This window comes from Aliivibrio salmonicida LFI1238 (assembly GCF_000196495.1).
Lineage (GTDB): Bacteria > Pseudomonadota > Gammaproteobacteria > Enterobacterales > Vibrionaceae > Aliivibrio > Aliivibrio salmonicida.
Window position 1 is genome coordinate 1 of the sequence record NC_011313.1, and the last position, 17,757, is coordinate 17,757.

Here is a 17,757-nt window from a genome sequence, read left to right on the forward strand (position 1 = left end):
ACTACCAAGAATTGTACAGCATAAAGTATATTTATCAATAAATTGCTGAACAAAGATTGAATAGTGTGATATTAGTTAAAAACAGATAATATCTAGTAAAGCTGTAAAATAGAGAGAATAACAACGTAATTTAAAGTGCATAATCTACATGGAAAGAACACAACACCGAAAGTGTTACAGTGTCACTTAAGTATAGATTTACACTGTAAATTTACGGAAGCGTGATAATAGTCACTCAAACTACGGAAGGTGTACTTTTGATTTGTTTTTTGATAAAAAATTATTTTTAATCGAAATTTAAATTAAAATAAGTTAATACCGAATCAAAAATCAAAGATAACCAGATTGGTATTCGAAGAAGAAATACGAAACATGATCAAGGGTTAATACTTATAATAAAAGTCGAGTAAACGGTGTAAATCGAACAACAGATTAAGGAAGCATGATCAAGAAAAACAAATCATCGGAAGCATGATAAGCAAAGGATAAAATACGGAGAGTGTAGATACAATAAGGCTTGAGCGAAGATCGTAGATATTCATTTACGGTTGATCAAACAATTAACGCACTTGATCATTGTTCAAGGATCGTTGAAGGGTTTCAAAATCTCAATTTACTCTCCATAAAGATACGTAATCAGCACGCTTTTTCAAAAAACAGACGATTTAGTATTCAACAATAGAAAAATAAAAATAATCAGTCCCCACAGTAAGGGCAAACCTCCCCGTTCTGTGGATAACTTGTGTATTAACCATGATCATTCTTCTATACAAGCAATGATCATACTTTCATAATGCTTATGATCATGTTTTCATTCTATTAATGATCATAGATCCGATGCTGTAATGATCATGCTTTCTAAAAAACCTTGATCATGCTTTCCAAAATCAAAAAAAATAACCCATTAATTTCAGTTGGTTACAAGCAATATCACAACCAGATCATAGATCATTTTAATCATATAGATCAGTATTAATCATAAAGATCAGTTTAAAAGAATAATAATTTTTTTCTTTCTTTAAAGATCCAATTCCATTAACCTATACGAAACAATGATGAAAATACAATGAATGTCAGTTGAAAATGAATCATATAAAAACCTCTGAAAAAGAAAAGATCTACATACCTCTGCCTAGAGATCACAAAGGTGGCCATTTATTTGAGATCCCTGCAAATCTTGTAGATTGGATTACCCAATATCAACATTTTAAAGGGGTAACCAAAAGTATTTTAGAATTAATGAATCTCATTTCTCTAAAAGGTTTTTCTTCGCCTGATGGTTTAGTTTCAACAACTGAAATTATTCAAACAACAGATGGTCACTTAACCAGAGCTGCAATTCAACAACGACTAAGAACAGCAGTTAGTATCGGTTTATTTGAACAATCACCAGTACGTTTTGAAGTAGGACTTGCTGGAAAAACAATGCTGCACCGATTTATTAATCCTTCTCAATTAATTTCTATACTTGGTATTACCAGCTTAAGATCAGAACAAAGCCAAGAACAAGAAAAGCAAAAACGTTCTAAAGCCCTAGCTCAAACTCAAGTTAATCGTCAATTCTTAACAGAACATGGATTAGGTGTACCTCCAAGTATGCGTGATGAAGCCGATCAGTTTGTGGTTTCTCCAACAAACTGGGCTGGGATAATAGATCAAGCATTAGCACCACCTAGAACACGTAAAAATTATCAAAAAGCGATGGTTGCTATCTCTGGTACGAAAGCGATCATTGAAACAAGATCATCGAAAAACATAATGACTGTTGATGATCTAATGACTTTATTTGCGTTATTTACATTGACCGTTCAGTATCATGATCATCATCAAGATGATTACCATATTCAAACGAAAACGATGGGAAATAAAACCCCAATCTACATCACTGATATTTTAACATTACGTGGTAAGAAGGACTCAGGACCAGCACGTGACTCTATTCGTGAAAGTATTGATCGAATTGAATTTACTGATTTCCAACTTCATGAATTAACAGGACGTTGGTTAAGTGAAAATATGCCAAAAGGCTTTAAAAGTGATCGTTTTAGATTTTTAGCGAGAACAATTACAGCCTCAGATGAAGCGCCAAAAGAAGGTAAAGACGGTGAGATTAAGATCAAACCTAATTTATATATCTTGGTATGGGAACCGTCATTTTATGATGAATTATTAACGAAAGATTACTTCTTTTTGTTTCCACCAGAGATTCTAAAGCAACATACGTTGGTCTTTCAGCTCTATAGCTTCTTCAGAAGCCGTCTGGCACGTAGAATGACAGACAACCTACTCCTGAGTGAGATAAACCAAAAACTCGCTCGTAACGTCGATTGGAGACGTTTCTCGTTAGATCTTATTCGTGAATTAAAAAAATTAGCAAAAGATAAAGTAACGGATGAGTTATTTATTGTTAATTTATGGGGCTATCATTTGACGATCACTATGCTGGATCCTTCAGATAAATTGCCTGATTACCAAGTTGATATTCGATGTGATCCTGAAGAAGTGATCCGTTTTTCCCGTGCTCGAACGACAAATGCAGGAAAACGTAACATGGCGCCAACAATGCCAAACCCATTACGTAACGAGATCATGCCAAAACAAGCCCTTGATCAGCTTTCCACGATCATTGATGGCGAGTTTGAACCTATTAAACGAAATACCCCGAATAAATCTGGTCGATTAGGCCGCCGTGTTAAATTACGTAAGCACTCTGCTGAAATTAATGCAGATGAATTAACGATAACGTTGACAAAATATACGTCAGAAGAAGCGCTAGAACGCAGTATAACGGCTTTGTCTGCTATGACTGGACACAGTGCTGCATCTATTTCTGAAGAATGTAAGGAGCTTCAAGAGAAGCTTGATTATATTAAAGTTAGCGGTGAGATCTTGCCTTATGAAACACTCAGTAAAACCATTGAGTTTTATAATAAGCAAGATCATGGAAGACATCTTTCGATTGAGAACTTAATTGCGGGTTTAGCGGTTAGGCGTAAGATCTGTAAATTGGTGTTTTCTCAGAACTATGATCAAGATGTATTACGTGCATTGGATGAAATGGTAGGGTAGCCAAAACTTTGACAGTTCTATGTTATTCGCTGACACAACGATGACAAAGTAAAAAGGGCAAAAGGTAACATATCTCTCGAATAGACAACCTTTGTCCTTTAACCAATCGAAAGATTGGCTCATATTGTTACACATCTTACGGTTATTGCTTTAATAACGGTATTGGCGAGCTTAGTGCTCGCCGTTTTTTTATCTGTCGTAAAATCCTTTTCACATCGCCCGTATCCTGCCGAACCATGATCATTCTTCCATTATAAAATCAATCATTTAGATTATGTACTCGTCTTTTTTCTTAATTTTTATTACACTGTATCTCTGTGTTAACACCCTATAAATTTACCAAAATAGAGTAAAATATGATTGAACGCCAAGAAACAAAGCAACGCATGAGTCGTATTGTGAAACATAACGGAACCATTTACCTTTGTGGTCAGGTATGTGCTGATGCGACGCAAGGTATTGCAGAGCAAACACAAACGATGCTTGATAAAGTTGATCTATTGCTGACCCAAGCTGGCAGCTCTCGCGAACACATGCTCTCAGCTACGATCTACATTAAAAATATGGCAGATTTTGCTAAAATGAATGCTGTTTGGGATGCATGGGTTCCTGAAGGTTATGCTCCAGCGCGTGCTTGCGTAGAAGCGAGTATGGCTCGTGATGCATTATTAGTTGAAATCTCAGTGGTTGCGGCTGAAAAATAAATAAAAATTATACTTACTTAACAATATGTTAGGTAAGTATTGATATAAGGATATGTCATGCTTACACATTCTGAAATTCCTTTTTTTCTTGATGGTGTTAAACACCAATCCCATTATTTTTCATTGCCTGTCGATTATAACGATCAACGGAATACACTTGATCATCTTTCCGTATTTGCTCGTGAATTAGTAAGATATAGATAACGTTGATCGGGATCTTCCTTATTTGGTGTATTTTCAAGGTGGTCCAGGATTTCCAGCCATGAGGCCAACGAGTCATTCGGGGTGGTTGAAAAGAGCATTAGAAGAATATCGAGTGATCTTATTGGATCAACGAGGGACCGGATTAAGCTCGCCGATCACGATTCAAACAATTGAACATTTAACGTCATCACAACAGGCGGAATATTTAAGCCATTTTAGGGCTGATAATATTGTCCGTGATGCAGAAGCGATTCGTCAGCATTTTAATATTGATAAATGGGCAATCATCGGTCAAAGTTTTGGTGGGTTTTGCTCTCTGACTTACCTGTCTCTGTTTCCTGATAGCTTATTATGCTCATATATTACAGGAGGGATCCCGTCTATTTCTCGTCCGGTTGATGATGTTTATCATGCAACATACAAACGAACTCAAGATAAAAATAATGAATTTTTTGCCCGTTTTCCACAAGCTCAATGTAAATGTGATCAAATAGCACATTATTTATTGAATAATCAGGTACGTTTACCAAATAACCAGATCTTCACTGTAGAGCAATTCCAACAAATGGGGATCTGTTTTGGTGTGTCTGGTGGAGCAGAAGATCTGTATTTTCAATTAGAAAGTGCATTTGTTGATATTAATGGTAAACCTGAGTTGAGTTATGGGTTCTTAAATTATGTGTTAGCACAGCAAAATTATTTAACGAATCCACTTTATGCCATTTTGCATGAATCTATTTATTGTCAGAATTTTGCATCCAATTGGTCTGCACACCGTGTGAGAGCAAGCTACCCTCAATTTAACTATCAAGAAGGCTCTCCATTACGTTTTACTGGTGAGATGGTCTATCCATGGATGTTTGATCAACTTGAGACATTAAAACCTTTAAAAGAGGCTGCAGAGCTTTTAGCAAGTAAATCTGATTGGCCTACATTGTATGATCCTGAGCAGTTAGCTAAAAATACAGTACCGGTAGCGGCAGCAGCTTATGTGAATGACATGTTTGTTGAATTTGATTTTTCTCGTGAAACCTTACAATTGATGCCAAATGCCAAAGCATGGATGACAAGCGAGTATGAACATAATGGTCTGCGAGTGGACGGTGAAACAATCTTATCAACGTTGATCACTATTGCTAAGGATATTAAAGCAATTCAATAAACAGTCAGTTTGATGATCCAGAAGCATGATACCTTGATCATGCTTCTGATTATCTCTTTCTACAAGGGGTTATCTACTCACTTAACATCATTTCACAAGTAAGAATTGCATTTCCTCTGACATTCTCCTAACAGCCATTTACTTTATTTCCTTACACTCGTTGCGGTTTATTTATTTGGATTTTCAATGTTTTTTTTAAAGTATTCTCCTTTTATGTTGTCTTTTTTATTGGTTGGTTGTGGCTCTGATTCTGATGACTCAAGTTCTTCTGAAACAATTACCATTTATCCTAAAATAAGTAATGCTATTTTAGTTAATCCAGACATTGGCTTTACTGATTTTCATTCAATATCGATTAAAGACAATCAGTGGAAACCGGTGCCTTCTTATCCCGAAACCAGCACTGTTTATTATCGGTGGGATTGGTCTGATATTCAGCCAACAGATGCCGATTCGTTTGATTTCACGGCAATTCAGAGTGTTGTTGATAAAGCGACTGCGGCTAATAAAAAACTAGCCTTACGTATTGTGGCTATGGAAAACACAGGATATGGAGCAGACGCAAGCAAATTACCTGATTGGTTACTGTCTAAAATATCGGTTGTTACTTCTCCAAATGGTCCTTTAGTTCCTGATTATACTGAATCCGTGTTCTTAATGGCCGCTGAGAAGTTGATTACAGAATTAGGCAGTAAGTTTGATGATCCTAATGTCATTACCAGTATCGATATTGGAATGGTTGGCTCTTGGGGTGAATGGAACCTTGAAGATACTTACCTAGGCGATGGGACATTAGGGGTATATGCACAAAATGAAGAAGGTTTGTTTTGCGATTTCTCTCAATTTTCGAAGTATGCCTCTATGTTTCAAACGGCGTTTACAAAAGTACCTACTGTCATGTTGATTGGTTCATCCAATGTAAACGAGACATTTTTAGCTCAAGCAACGAATAGTGCAAACCCTTCAGGTTGGCGAGCAGACTGTTTAGGCGATAAGTACGGCTATTTCTCTGATTCATGAAGTCACATGGATGAGGGGTATCCAGAAGCATTAGATAACGCGGAAAGAAATGGTTCTCAAGTTCGAGGTATTTGGAAACGAGCACCTGTTCAATTTGAAACTTGTGATGATATGACGGTTTGGCAAACTCAGCATTCATACACTTCTACGGATGTTACCGATGTCTTTGATTATGCTCTCGATCATCATGCCTCATTAATTAATGCTAAATCACACGCGATTCCTGATGAGTATCAACCAGCAGTACAAGAAGCCCTTAAAAAATTAGGTTATCGATTTGAATTGAATTCATTCACTCACCCTAAAGAAGCGCGTGTTGGTGACGTTATTCAAATTCACGCGGAATGGAAAAATACAGGGGTAGCTCCTTCATATTATCCTTATCAATTAGCGTATCGTTTTGTTGATTCATCAGGAACTTTAGAGAGGCAGCAAGATACCTCTAGAAATGTCTTAGATTGGTTGCCAGCAGAAACAAGAAAAGGAACGGCATCAGTGATTGATATTAAAGATGATATTACCGTGCCAGATAAAGCAGGAGTTTATGATCTGCAAGTTGCTTTGATTAATGATAATGGTGATGCAAAAATTAAGTTAGCTATTGATATGCAACAGACTAATAATTGGTATTCGATCTCAATGATTACAGTCCATTAATTAGGGGGATTTATAAGTATGATTTTTATTGAGTCATGTTTATTCCACCACAAAAATAGCGTCGTATCCCATGAGAATATGGCGCTATTTTTTAAAGTGAGGTGTGTCGTTTATTGATTAAGGCAACATACGTTTGAGTGTGTCATCTTTTACAATATGGTGGTGGTAAATTGCTGCCCCTGCATGCAATACAATGAGGAAGTACCCAATATTTGCAATTGTTTCATGTATTTCTTTAATCGATTTAGCAGTGACTTTGTCAGGTACCATTATCTCTGGAATATGGACACCAAATAACGCCCATTGTTTACCTGCAACAGTAAGCACGATGATGCCTAGTATTGGTAGTAGAATGAAGCTGGCATACATCAATTTATGGACGAGAGTCGATAACCGTAACTGCCATTGAGGTGGCGTAGGAGTAATCGCTGGAGCTTCATTATATTTTCGTAAAATAAGACGAATCAGCATCGTTATAAAGTAAGCGTGCGGGGAACTACACCTAACAAATAAAATTCATTATGCGTATCTTACGATCTTTCATTTAACGAGAACGTAATTATGCAAAAAGATAAAAAGAGAACACCAGAGCAATGGCACGCTCTATTTGAATCTCAGCAATCTAGCAAGCTTAGTGCCGCTGAATTTTGTCGTAACCATAATATTCTGCCAAAGACATTTAGTGCACGTAAAGCACGATGGAAACAAAAGATTAACGCTTCTACTTTCTTGAAAGTAGAAGCGTTAACATCAACTATCATCGCCACTCCACAATTACCAGATATTCAACTTTCTATCGGAAAATTGCGATTAACATTGCCAGCTAATACTGAACCTCACTGGATAGGACTCTTATTAAAAGGGTATCAATCATGAATGTATTTAACCTGAATTCTGGATAAGGCTGAACTAATTGCCCACCTAACGATCAGATCTTTCGACCAAGAATTATTTGAACGTATTTTAAAAGGTGGGCAAGATGAATAAATTAGTTGATATATTTTGTGATGTCGATGATTTTTGTTATCAATTCTTATCTCAATGGGAAAAATACCTTGTTGAGGCTAGTGAGAGAAAAAGAAAACGTCAGTCAGTAATGTCTACTAGTGAATGTATGACTATTGTCATCGCTTTTCATCAATCAAATCATAGAGATTTCAAGAACTTCTATATCGGGTTAGTTCATCAATATTGGAAAGGATACTTTCCAAATTTACTTAGCTACACTCGATTTGTGAGCAAAATGCCTAGCCTAATCGCCCCAATGTGTGCCTATTTTCAATCTATCAAAGGTAAGCCGACTGGCATTGCTTTTGTTGACTCCACGAGTCTTAAAGTATGCCATAACATTCGAATTCCTCGCCATAAAGTCTTTGATGGTGTTGCGAAAAGAGGAAAAGGTACCATGGGATGGTTTTTCGGCTTCAAACTTCATTTATTGATTAACCATCTTGGAGAAATTATTTCGCTGAAAATCACAGCTGGCAATGTAAATGATAGGACTCCTGTACCTGATTTATGCAAAGAACTCTCGGGGAAATTGTACGCTGATAAAGGGTACATAGGTAAAAAGTTGAGTGAGAGCTTAAAGAACTCTGATGTCGATTTAGTGACTACCTCGCGAAAAAACATGAAAGCAAAAGAGATAAGTGCTTTTGATAAGGCTATGTTATCAAAGAGATACATTATCGAAACGATAAATGACCAATTGAAGAATATCTCTCAAATTGAACATAGCCGTCATCGTAGCGTGACTGGTTTCATGCTAAATGTAATTTCAGGCGTTGTGGCTTATTGTTTAAAAAAACAAAAGCCACGAATTAAGCTATCAGAATGTGAATTTGAACTAATCCTCGCTTAAAGCATGTTTTATCCAGAATTCAGGTTATTTACTGATGTTTCCACCATTTATCTTCATCGTGATTTTGTCGATTTTCGCAAGGCCATTAATGGCCTTGTCGTGATTGTTGAGCAAGAAATGCAACTATCACCGTTTAGTGATGCTCTATTTATATTTTGCAATAAGCCTCGTGATAAACTCAAAATATTGTATTGGGATAAAACAGGATTCGCTTTATGGTACAAGCGATTAGATGAAGACCGCTTCAAATGGCCACGAAATATAAATAACGATACGTTAGCATTATCAGAGCAGCAACTGACACTGCTATTACAAGGTTTTGATATCTTAGGACATCAACCGGTACATTATCAAACAACCCTTTAAATAGTTGATTCTCAGTCAAGAATAGGAGGCAACCGATTGATTACCTGTATTATCGTTATATAGTCATCTACATGACTGATAAAATAAAACCACTTCCTGATACCATTGACGAGCTGAAAGCACTTGTGCTTCAGCTTGAAAATAAATATAACCGTCTTCTAGAGCAATTTCGGCTGGCTCAACATCAGCGCTTTGGTAAAAGCAGTGAATCTGACTCGACTCAATTTGATTTATTCAATGAAACAGAAGAAGAAATCATCATTGAAAATGATGACACACAAACGATTACCTACACTCGTCAAAAGCCAAAACGCCAACGCTTACCTGAAGACTTACCGCGTACTGTTATTATCCACGACATAAAAGATAAAACTTGTAAGTGTTGCGGTCTAGAGATGCATGCGATGGGTAAAGACATCAGTGAAAAGTTGGAATTTGTACCAGCTAAAGTGGAAGTTATTCAACATGTTCGTCCTAAATATGCTTGCCGAAATTGTGAAAAAAACAATACTTCAGTAGACATTAAACAAGCCCCAATGCCAGCGTCACCAATCCCTAAAGGGATTGCGACCGCAAGTTTACTTGCTCAAATTATTACGGCTAAATTTCAATACAGTCTTCCACTTTATCGTCAAGAAACGTTATTTCAGCAATGGGGTATCATTATTGGACGGCGAACGATGGCGGATTGGTTAATAAAATGCTCGGTACTATTTACCCCTCTTAATAACGAGTTACATCGTATTTTGCTTGAACAACCCACTCTGCATTGTGATGAAACAACGGTAAATGTGTTGGATGTTGAAAAAGCAAAATGTTATATGTGGGTCTACTGCTCTGGCTATGATTCTCCAGGCTCTGGTGTTTTGCCTGGAATTGTACTTTATGATTATCAATCTAGCAGGCATGGCTACCATCCAGTTAACTTTTTAAAAGGTTATAACGGGTATTTACATACCGATGGTTACCAAGGTTATGAACAAACTGAAGCGATTTTAGTTGGCTGTTGGGCACACGCACGTCGACGATTTATTGAGGCTCAACGTGTTCAAGTAAAAGGGAAAACAGGGAGTGCAGATTGGGTATTGAGTAAAATCCAAAAGCTATACCGGATCGAATCGTTATTAAAAGAGGCTTCCCCTGAAGCCAAGTATGTTGCTAGGTAGACAGAAGCCCGCGATTTACTTAAAGAGCTCCGTGATTGGCTTGATAGCGCAGTTAGTCGAGTATCACCTAAAACAAAATTAGGTGAGGCGATTAGCTATACATTAAATCAATGGGATAAATTAGTTCGTTATATTGATGATGGATTGTTATCTATTGATAACAATCGAGCAGAGCGAGCGGTTAAACCGTTTGTTATCGGCCGGAAAAACTGGTTATTTTCGGGTTCAACGGCTGGTGCAGATTCAAGTGCAATGCTTTACAGCATTGTAGAAACAGCAAAGGCAAACGGATTAATCCCTTACGATTATATTAGGTATTGTCTAGATCGTTTATGTGTTGGATCGCCAGATATCGATTCACTTTTACCTTGGAATGTAAAAGACAAGGTGTAGTTCCCCGCACGCTTACAGAGATGATATTAGCAAAACAGTAATACTTATTTTAGATGAGAATTCTTTGTAATAAGTGAGCAGGATAAAAAATAGCATTGAGCGTAATCGCCAATGCTATTTTTTTGTCTGACTATTTCTACTCGAGAATATCAGGTTTGGGTTAATATTTTTTCTTGATCATTACTGGCTCAATATCGATGTCGTAGCCAGAGTAAGATATCTTGCTTGGACTGTATTCTCTCTTCGTTACTAAATGTTCAGTATTGAATTGAACGTCTACACGAGGAAAAATTTTATTCGTTACAAAGACATGATTTTCTTTCAACCCTTTATTAAAGGTAATTTGCTCTTTTGCTAATTCAGATTTTAAAATAAGGAGATCTTGATTGGATTGCTCTTTGGATCTCAGAATTTTTTCTGCGAGCTCAGGAGATTGACGGGCAATGTTTATTTGTGACATTTTGATGATTTGAGCACTTACGTCATCAAAACGTTTTTGCAATGAATGAAGCGTTTCTTTTTGATCCGTGAAGTTATGAAAAGCATGAACCTTAGTGTAAGCCCCGCCTTCAATCCCTAAATTTGCGGTTTTGATTGAGCCATTTGCCGTCGCACTTCCGCCACTGATTGTGCCATTTCTTTCTGCTTTATCAATAACAAAAATAGAGCCTAAAGACTCGACTAAGCAATGATTTGCATGCAATGTAATGTGAATATCATCGTGTGCGATTAAATGCGCATTTTGAGCTAACTTAGTCGTTATTGACCCTTCGGTATTTACCAAGCAAGTTAGAGCTTCACCTTCTGGCATTGGGCGGCCAATGATGCCATTCATTACTGTGATGTCGTGTTTTGCAATGACTTCAGCATTTTCTATAAAGCCACCAACAGTAATCCCTCCTGTTGCAGTGACTTTCATTCCTGATTCAATGTCTTCCTGAATAAAAATACTGCCTTCAAATGACACATGTCCAGTGGTCGCATTGACTGTTTTTAGTGTTAGTAAATTATCGATAGCAACACCAGAACCATGAATTAATGGGGTACCATCAATATCAGAAATAAGTAAATTAGGATCAACGAGAGAAATTGATGAGCCAGGATAAAGATGAAAGAAGTGTTCATTACCTGGGACTGCGGCGATCCGTTTTCCTGTCACTGTTTTCCCATCGACACCTTGAGTTGCGGGGATTCGTGTCATTAAGGGCGTATTTTTCTTTACACTAATGACTTCGCCTAAATTACGCATATCCACATGACCATCAGTCGTTTTTTGTGGCTGCAAAATACGTTCGCGAATATTAGGAACTGAGGCGATAAAGACAGTGTCTTCACCCTGTATGGCTTCTCGACCTACAGCAATGATGTCTGAATACGTTTCTCCAGGAGTGAGCGCTTTGCTTTTTAATAATAAGGTTTTAAGATTTTCTTTTTTGATGCCTTTTAAAATATAATTTTCTGTTAGGGCTGCAACAATAGCGGGACCACGTACAGAGTGACCTCCATACGCACCAGTGACGGTCATAGAAGCGATCATTTCATCTTCTTGAAGGTGGATAGAGAGTTGTGCATCTAAACGTTGAGCAATTAATGTATTTGTTATGGCGGTGAAATCACCTTTATTGAATGCAGATAGAATGTCTTCTAATTTATTTTCAAACAAATAATACTCATTGGCCCCCATCGTATGCAAAGCATGATGAATATCTGCCGCTTCAATCGGTTGAGTTAACGTGGTGTTTTCAGGAATAGTAAAATGTACAACAGATTCATTTTCTGAAAATGCCAAAAAGTGCTCAATCATATTCTCTCCCAAGACGTGCTGTTTCCGCAGCATAGGAGAGAATATTATCATTTATAACGTATGGGATTCACATAATGTGTAAATAAGTGCCAACACGCTCACAGTTTATAAATCAGCCGTTTAGTTTTCCGACTAATTCAAGCACTTCAAAGAAAGGCTGAGACTCAAACTTTGCGTATCCCTGCATTTTGTTGGCTTTAATTTTCGTTGTTAACGGTGTTGAAATACCGCATAAAAATCGTGCAAAAACCGCATTGGCGAGAGGGGCTTTGCTGTTGTTTTGTAATTCTTGGCACCAGCTTCTTACTTGTTCGTCGTCCGCTAAAAATGACACACTGTTCCTTGGAAGATGTGCTCCTTCAGAGCGACACGCCGAGCAATGACCACACTGTTCTGGCGCGTTATAATCTGCAAAATAATGCGCTAATGAGTGACTTAAACAGGTTTTGGTTTCAAAGAAATCAAGCATGGTATGAATTCGTTTAATCTCGCTTTCTTCTTTATTCTTAAATAATTGATGCTGCTCTTGAGAAAGGACGTGAGTGCTTTCTACTTTGTTTAGTACTTGATAAACCTCGGTCATTAACTTGCTTTCAAGCTCGATCCAACCTTGCTCATGAAAATAATCCAGGGCTGAAATAACACGTTTACGCTCACCTTGGTAACCCATCCAAAGCGCATCAAAATCGACGGTGTGCCATGTTTTTGCTTTTGGTGAGCATTGAAAAATAATAGACACAAAGTGTTGTCTTTCTGTTTGGAACTTACCAACGATCTCACTGACTGGAATTAAGGTTTTGAATCGGTAATCGGCGTAATAGCTGTATTTTGCTTGAATGATTTGTTTTAGCTCCAAATACACTAACAATGTTTTTAATGGGAGTTGACGTACATTGCTGTCTTTAGATAAACGTAATAGTTGAATTTCCCATGTATCTGAGGATTTGTAGATATCGTCTAATACATATTGGATGGCTTCTCTATCAGGCGTGTCACCGTAAACAAAGTTTTCTAAGACATTAAGCCCTGAGGTATTAGCAAGAACCGTACAAAAAGAAGGGGCACCATCACGACCTGCGCGGCCAATTTCTTGTGAATAATTTTCAATGGATTTTGGTAAATCAAAATGAATGACTTGACGAACATCTGATTTATCGACACCCATACCGAATGCTATGGTAGCCACAATACAATTAAGCTCACCATTCATGAATTTATGTTGAATGTCTTCTCTAATATCGTGCTTCAAACCTGCATGATAGGCTTTGGCTTGAATGCCATTGCTTTGTAACCATTGAGCTACGTTCTCAGCCGTTTGCTGTAGCGTGACATAAACAATATTTGGTTGGTTTGGTTTCTGTTGTAGTGTCGCAAATAAAGTCGAACGTTTTTGTTCTTCTTCGACAGGAATAATTGAAATATCCAAATTAGAACGGTAGAAGCCAGTGATAACAATATCGTCTTTTTCTATTTTGAATTTTTTACTCATGTCTTCAATAACCGCTGGCGTCGCTGTTGCGGTAAGTAATAATACATGAGGAATATTTAAGGCTTCTCTGTCTTGAGGGAGCTTGAGGTAATCGGGTCTAAAATTATGCCCCCATTCTGAGATACAGTGCGCTTCATCGACGACCAATAATGAAATGTTGATCTGTGCAATAAATTGACGGAAACGCTCATTCTTCAAGCGCTCAACGGAAATCATCAAAATTTTGATGTCGCCGTTTCTTACCCCTTGTAATATGGCTTGAGTCTCTTCACGAGTTTGGGTTGAATCAATGGATGCTGCTGCAATGCCTTTGCTTTTTAAAAAAGTAATTTGATCTTTCATCAAAGCAAGTAAAGGAGAAATAACCAAAGTTAGGTTTGGTAATAAAAGCGCAGGTAATTGGTAGCATAAGGATTTCCCCGATCCTGTCGGGAAGATGGCAGCAGACGAATGACCATTAAGTACTTTTTCAATAACTTGTTGTTGACCACCTCTTAAAGAATCAAAACCAAATACATCTTTTAACGTCTGCTGATATGTCATTAGTAATCTACCTTCTTTCTCATGTTCTTTGTTTGACCGTGTTGGGTCTTATTGTCTACACGTCTACGTTGAGAGTTACGTGTTGGTTTTGTTTCTCTGCGTGCTTTTTGAGTTTCAGCCGCGGATTGAATCAATACTTTTAAACGCTCAAGTGCGTCTTCTCTGTTTTTCTCTTGTGTTCTAAATTGTTGAGCCTTAATAACAATGACCCCTTCCTTCGTGATGCGACTGTCTTTCATCTTGAGCAATCGCTCTTTATAGAAAGGAGGAAGTGTTGAACTATTAATATCAAAGCGTAAATGGATTGCACTAGAGACTTTATTAACATTTTGACCACCCGCACCTTGCGCTCTAATTGCGGTGAGTTCTATTTCCCAGCTGGCTAACTGAACATAATTTGAAATGGTTAGCATGTAATAAACCTATGATCGTTCTTCTATTAGAGGGTATACTATCAGGTAGCGTCAATACGCACCATTTTCAATACAAAGGTAATTTCATGAGTGTAAAAGAAGAACTGCAAAAAATTCATCATCGACTAGATCGTTGTAAGCACCGTTTAGAGGCTGCACAAAAGCGCGACGATCAGCCTATTGTTAAACAGTTTTTGCATGAAATCCAAACGCTAGAAAAGAAAGTTGCAAAATTAAACGGTAAAAAGCAATTTGAAACAGGGAATAAAGGAACTGAAGTTCGTAACCTTGATTTCAAACGAGCGATTACTAAAGCAGAGCAAGCGGATATGGGCAAACTGAAAAAAGCAGTTCGCGGTCTAGTTGTTGTGCATCCAATGACGGCTTTGGGCAGAGAACTTGGTCTTAAAGAAATGACTGGTTTTGCTCCTGAAGCATTCTAATTAATAAGTTTATTCTTTATAAAAAAGCATCAGGTGTAGAAATACATTGGGTGCTTTTTTTATGCGCGTAATATGAGGGCTTTCCTTTATTCTTATCGACGTTATTTAAAGTAATCAGAGTTAAGATAAGCTATTATAGCCGCCATTATTTATTACCATTGAGTTCCCATGTCTCATTCTCATTTTTCAAAAAATCAATCGGCATCTAAGAGTAATAACGAAGCTCCGATTAAAAAATCTATGCATCCTCGCAATAAACATAATGCAAGTTATGATTTTCCTGCGCTGATTGCGACGTTCCCTGAACTGAAAGCATTTGTTGAAACGAATCAATATGGTAATGAATCAATCAACTTTTCAGATCCTCTTGCTGTTAAAGCATTGAACAAAGCATTATTAGCTCATTTTTATGATGTGCCATTTTGGGATATCCCTGAAGGATACTTATGCCCACCGATCCCTGGTCGTGCTGATTACATCCATAATATTGCCGATTTACTTGCTATCACGAATGATGGCGAAATCCCAACAGGTAAGAGCGTTAAAGGCTTAGACATTGGCGTTGGTGCCAACTGTGTATACCCAATTCTTGGGCACAGTGAATACAAATGGAACTTTGTTGGTTCTGATACTGATCCACAAGCGCTTAAAATGGCGTCATTTATTGCGAACAATAACCCAAGCTTGAAGAAAAGCATTGAGTGTCGTTTACAGGCGAATGATGAACATATCTTTAAAGGTATAATCAAGCCACAAGATGAATTTGCGTTTACGATGTGTAACCCTCCATTCCATGCATCAGAAGAAGAAGCAACGGCAGGATCAGAGCGTAAACAGCAGAACTTAGCAACGAGCAAATCGAAGAAAGGTCACGCGTATAATGAATTAAAAGGCGTGAAAAAATTAAACTTCGGTGGCCAGAATGCTGAGCTTTGGTATGAAGGCGGCGAGATCGCGTTTATCACTAAAATGGCACAAGAAAGTTGTGAGTTTGCATTGCAAGTTCAATGGTTTACTACGTTAATTTCTAAGAAAGAAAACGTTGATACGCTTTACCAAGAATTAACACGACTTGGTGTAAAAACAATTAAGACGATTGATATGGCACAAGGTCATAAAATCAGTCGTTTTGTTGCTTGGACTTTTCAAGCAAATGTAAATTTATAAGCTTTTATATTGTCACTATAGTTGTTTAATATCATCTGGTTACATTTTATTGCATTCTAAAAGTAACTAAAAATACATTACTGACATATTCAGTAACAAAGTCGGTAATTTAAAGCTAATAATTTCAATCATTTAACTGTCAGAATAAGCATAATTCGACAGTTAAATGGTTATTTTATGAAATCTAAAACACTTCTTGCGTCTTTGGTGAGTGCAGCTTTACTCGTTGGCTGCAGTGATGACACGGTGAAAAATACCCCTCCCCAAGCCCCTCTTGTTGTTGCTCATACCGTTGAGTCAATTCAATATCAACAAGGCAAAACCTATATTGGTCGTATTGAAGCAATGGAAGATGCCTCTATTGTGGCTCATGTTTCTGGCTATATTCAGTCTCGCTCATTTAAAGAAGGCCAAATGGTCACTAAAGGCGATGTACTTTTCCAAATTGATCCTTCTTCTTTTGAAGCCCAAGTCGCCAATGCAAAAGCAGGTATTACCCAAGCTAATGCTGAATTGAAAAAAGCACAGCTTGATTTCCAACGTGGTAAAAATCTTCTCCCTAAAGGCAATATTAGCCAAGCTGAATTTGATGGTTTAACGGCGCAATTATTGAGTGGTGAAGCTCAGGTTGAATCGGCTCAAGCGCAATTGAAACTTGCAGAAGTGAATCTTTCTTATACGACAATCCTCGCCCCTTTCTCTGGCCGTATTAGTGACAGCAAAGTAAGTCTTGGTGATTTGGTGTCTTCTGCATCGGGTGAACTGACTACTTTGGTTAGCTTAGACCCGATTCAAACTCGATTTACTATCAGTGAGCGTGAGCGTTTATTGATGGGTATTGATCAAGTAAAAGGCGATGGTTCTGGCGCGTCTAACCAAGTTGAAGTTGTGCTTAATCTTGAAAATGGTGAAGAGTATAAACACCTAGGTAAGATTGATTACATTAGTAACCGAATTGATCAAACTACGGGCACATTAACGCTTAGAGCATTGGTTGATAACCCTGATTACACTCTTTTACCTGGCCAGCATATCAATGTAAACCTACGTGAAAAAATACCAACTGACGTTGTGGTGACTCCAAGACGTGCAGTGCAAAGTGATTTAGAAGGCAGTTTTGTCATGGTATTAACTGAAGGTAATGTGGCAGAAAGACGCAACGTTACTTTGGGTAAACAATTACCAGAAGGCGTGATTATCAGTTCTGGCTTAGAAGCTAATGAGCAAGTACTTGTCAAAGGATTACAGCGTGTAAGAAACGGAGTTCAGGTTCGTCTAGAGAACGTGGAGTCTTAA

14 protein-coding genes and 2 pseudogenes are annotated in these 17,757 nt (G+C 37.6%); 12 read left to right on the forward strand and 4 right to left on the reverse strand.

The genetic code is table 11. From position 1 onward, the window contains the following. Positions 1–1,083: 1,083 nt before the first annotated feature. From VSAL_RS16145 to VSAL_RS23950, 5 genes and pseudogenes are all read left to right on the forward strand, one after another. Entirely contained in the window at positions 1,084–3,069 is a 1,986-nt protein-coding gene (locus VSAL_RS16145) for a replication initiator protein RctB domain-containing protein (protein ID WP_012551454.1), read from the forward strand. 356 nt (positions 3,070–3,425) lie between these two features. Then, a complete protein-coding gene (locus VSAL_RS16150; RefSeq protein ID WP_012551455.1) occupies positions 3,426–3,773 on the forward strand; it encodes a RidA family protein in 348 nt (115 codons plus the stop codon). A gap of 57 nt (positions 3,774–3,830) precedes the next feature. Then, a pseudogene (locus VSAL_RS16155) lies at positions 3,831–5,139 on the forward strand (alpha/beta fold hydrolase). A gap of 186 nt (positions 5,140–5,325) precedes the next feature. Further along, positions 5,326–6,159 (forward strand): hypothetical protein, encoded by an 834-nt coding sequence (locus tag VSAL_RS23945; protein WP_231850951.1) that lies wholly within the window; start codon positions 5,326–5,328, stop codon positions 6,157–6,159. A 6-nt stretch (positions 6,160–6,165) separates the two neighbouring features. Further along, positions 6,166–6,816, forward strand: coding sequence for a DUF4832 domain-containing protein (locus VSAL_RS23950; RefSeq protein WP_231850952.1), 651 nt, complete (start codon positions 6,166–6,168; stop codon positions 6,814–6,816). Between the two features lie 117 nt (positions 6,817–6,933). Here the strand turns inward: VSAL_RS23950 and VSAL_RS16165 are convergent, their stop codons facing one another. Then, the gene (locus VSAL_RS16165) at positions 6,934–7,287 is read right to left on the reverse strand and encodes a cytochrome b (RefSeq protein ID WP_044583514.1); all 354 of its coding nucleotides are present in this window, start codon (positions 7,285–7,287) and stop codon (positions 6,934–6,936) included. Between the two features lie 90 nt (positions 7,288–7,377). On the opposite strand from VSAL_RS16165, the gene tnpA reads away from it, so the two are divergent. The 4 genes and pseudogenes from tnpA (at position 7,378) to VSAL_RS16185 (ending at position 10,602) form a co-directional block, all read left to right on the forward strand. Then, on the forward strand, positions 7,378–7,692 hold the full coding sequence (gene tnpA / locus VSAL_RS16170; RefSeq protein ID WP_012548925.1) for an IS66 family insertion sequence element accessory protein TnpA: 315 nt from the start codon (positions 7,378–7,380) through the stop codon (positions 7,690–7,692). Positions 7,693–7,795: 103 nt separating this feature from the next. After that, positions 7,796–8,677, forward strand: coding sequence for an IS982-like element ISVsa6 family transposase (locus VSAL_RS16175; protein WP_012548944.1), 882 nt, complete (start codon positions 7,796–7,798; stop codon positions 8,675–8,677). A 3-nt stretch (positions 8,678–8,680) separates the two neighbouring features. Next, a complete protein-coding gene (gene tnpB / locus VSAL_RS16180; protein ID WP_044583515.1) occupies positions 8,681–9,043 on the forward strand; it encodes an IS66 family insertion sequence element accessory protein TnpB in 363 nt (120 codons plus the stop codon). A gap of 71 nt (positions 9,044–9,114) precedes the next feature. Beyond that, positions 9,115–10,602 (forward strand): annotated as a pseudogene (locus VSAL_RS16185) (IS66-like element ISVsa2 family transposase). 160 nt (positions 10,603–10,762) lie between these two features. Here VSAL_RS16185 and VSAL_RS16190 read toward each other — a convergent pair. The 3 genes from VSAL_RS16190 to arfB all read right to left on the reverse strand — a co-directional run bounded on the left by VSAL_RS16190 (position 10,763) and on the right by arfB (position 14,851). Continuing rightward, positions 10,763–12,406: a DUF342 domain-containing protein gene (locus VSAL_RS16190; RefSeq protein ID WP_012551456.1), complete on the reverse strand. Its 1,644-nt coding sequence runs from the start codon at positions 12,404–12,406 to the stop codon at positions 10,763–10,765. 112 nt (positions 12,407–12,518) lie between these two features. After that, positions 12,519–14,438, reverse strand: coding sequence for a RecQ family ATP-dependent DNA helicase (locus tag VSAL_RS16195; protein ID WP_012551457.1), 1,920 nt, complete (start codon positions 14,436–14,438; stop codon positions 12,519–12,521). After that, complete coding sequence (gene arfB / locus VSAL_RS16200) at positions 14,438–14,851, reverse strand: alternative ribosome rescue aminoacyl-tRNA hydrolase ArfB (protein ID WP_012551458.1); 414 nt, start codon at positions 14,849–14,851, stop codon at positions 14,438–14,440. The genes VSAL_RS16195 and arfB overlap by 1 nt, the downstream gene beginning before the upstream one ends. Positions 14,852–14,937: 86 nt before the next feature. On the opposite strand from arfB, the gene VSAL_RS16205 reads away from it, so the two are divergent. The 3 genes from VSAL_RS16205 (at position 14,938) to VSAL_RS16215 (ending at position 17,757) form a co-directional block, all read left to right on the forward strand. Continuing rightward, the gene (locus VSAL_RS16205; RefSeq protein ID WP_012551459.1) at positions 14,938–15,294 is read left to right on the forward strand and encodes a YibL family ribosome-associated protein; all 357 of its coding nucleotides are present in this window, start codon (positions 14,938–14,940) and stop codon (positions 15,292–15,294) included. Between the two features lie 240 nt (positions 15,295–15,534). Continuing rightward, positions 15,535–16,461, forward strand: coding sequence for a 23S rRNA (adenine(1618)-N(6))-methyltransferase RlmF (gene rlmF, locus VSAL_RS16210; protein WP_173362147.1), 927 nt, complete (start codon positions 15,535–15,537; stop codon positions 16,459–16,461). A gap of 177 nt (positions 16,462–16,638) precedes the next feature. Further along, positions 16,639–17,757: an efflux RND transporter periplasmic adaptor subunit gene (locus VSAL_RS16215; RefSeq protein ID WP_012551461.1), complete on the forward strand. Its 1,119-nt coding sequence runs from the start codon at positions 16,639–16,641 to the stop codon at positions 17,755–17,757.

Excerpts from the sequence above, each read along its gene's own strand:
- VSAL_RS16145 (WP_012551454.1), top strand. The coding sequence starts at position 1,084 with ATGAATCATATAAAAACCTCTGAAAAAGAAAAGATCTACATACCTCTG.
- VSAL_RS16150 (WP_012551455.1), top strand. The coding sequence starts at position 3,426 with ATGATTGAACGCCAAGAAACAAAGCAACGCATGAGTCGTATTGTGAAA.
- VSAL_RS23945 (WP_231850951.1), top strand. The coding sequence starts at position 5,326 with ATGTTTTTTTTAAAGTATTCTCCTTTTATGTTGTCTTTTTTATTGGTT.
- VSAL_RS23950 (WP_231850952.1), top strand. The coding sequence starts at position 6,166 with ATGGATGAGGGGTATCCAGAAGCATTAGATAACGCGGAAAGAAATGGT.
- VSAL_RS16165 (WP_044583514.1), bottom strand. The coding sequence starts at position 7,287 with ATGCTGATTCGTCTTATTTTACGAAAATATAATGAAGCTCCAGCGATT.
- tnpA (WP_012548925.1), top strand. The coding sequence starts at position 7,378 with ATGCAAAAAGATAAAAAGAGAACACCAGAGCAATGGCACGCTCTATTT.
- VSAL_RS16175 (WP_012548944.1), top strand. The coding sequence starts at position 7,796 with ATGAATAAATTAGTTGATATATTTTGTGATGTCGATGATTTTTGTTAT.
- tnpB (WP_044583515.1), top strand. The coding sequence starts at position 8,681 with ATGTTTTATCCAGAATTCAGGTTATTTACTGATGTTTCCACCATTTAT.
- VSAL_RS16190 (WP_012551456.1), bottom strand. The coding sequence starts at position 12,406 with ATGATTGAGCACTTTTTGGCATTTTCAGAAAATGAATCTGTTGTACAT.
- VSAL_RS16195 (WP_012551457.1), bottom strand. The coding sequence starts at position 14,438 with ATGACATATCAGCAGACGTTAAAAGATGTATTTGGTTTTGATTCTTTA.
- arfB (WP_012551458.1), bottom strand. The coding sequence starts at position 14,851 with ATGCTAACCATTTCAAATTATGTTCAGTTAGCCAGCTGGGAAATAGAA.
- VSAL_RS16205 (WP_012551459.1), top strand. The coding sequence starts at position 14,938 with ATGAGTGTAAAAGAAGAACTGCAAAAAATTCATCATCGACTAGATCGT.
- rlmF (WP_173362147.1), top strand. The coding sequence starts at position 15,535 with ATGCATCCTCGCAATAAACATAATGCAAGTTATGATTTTCCTGCGCTG.
- VSAL_RS16215 (WP_012551461.1), top strand. The coding sequence starts at position 16,639 with ATGAAATCTAAAACACTTCTTGCGTCTTTGGTGAGTGCAGCTTTACTC.